The following is a 687-nucleotide window of genomic DNA, read 5'->3' on the forward strand; positions in this document are numbered from 1 at the left end:
CTCTCCACCACACCGGCCTTCTCGGCCGTGATGACGTCACCGGCATCGGTCGCCGCGCGATACTCCATGCCCGTGCCGACCAGCGGCGCCTCGCTCTTGAGCAGCGGCACCGACTGACGCTGCATGTTCGAACCCATCAGCGCCCGGTTGGCGTCGTCGTGCTCGAGGAACGGGATCATGGCGGTCGCCACCGACACCATCTGACGCGGCGAGACGTCTACGTAGTCGACCTCCTCGGCGCGCGCGAGCTCGGTCTCACCCCCCTTCGTACGCACCAGGACGCGCGGCTCGGCGAACGATCCGTCGGGATTGAGCGCGGTGTTGGCCTGCGCCTTGACGTACTTGTCCTCCTCGTCCGCCGTCAGGTAGTCGATCTCGTCGGTCACCTTGCCGTCGACGACCCTCCGATAGGGCGTCTCGACGAAGCCAAAGGCGTTGACCCGCCCGAAGGAGGCCAGCGAGCCGATCAGGCCGATGTTCGGGCCCTCGGGCGACTCGATCGGGCACATGCGGCCGTAGTGCGAGGGGTGCACGTCACGGACCTCGAAGCCCGCGCGCTCACGCGACAGACCACCCGGGCCCAGCGCGTTCAGGCGCCGCTTCTGGGTCAGGGCGGCGAGCGGGTTGATGTGGTCCATGAACTGCGACAACTGCGAGGTGCCGAAGAACTCCTTGATCGACGCCACG

The 687-nt window shown here is 67.7% G+C and carries 1 pseudogene; it reads right to left on the minus strand.

Features of this window, described 5'->3' with window-relative positions:
• Nucleotides 1-687: pseudogene (locus FLX08_RS40045) on the minus strand (DNA-directed RNA polymerase subunit beta); the annotation flags it as partial.

It is taken from the genome of Microbispora hainanensis, assembly GCF_006874475.1.
Classification (GTDB): domain Bacteria; phylum Actinomycetota; class Actinomycetes; order Streptosporangiales; family Streptosporangiaceae; genus Microbispora; species Microbispora hainanensis.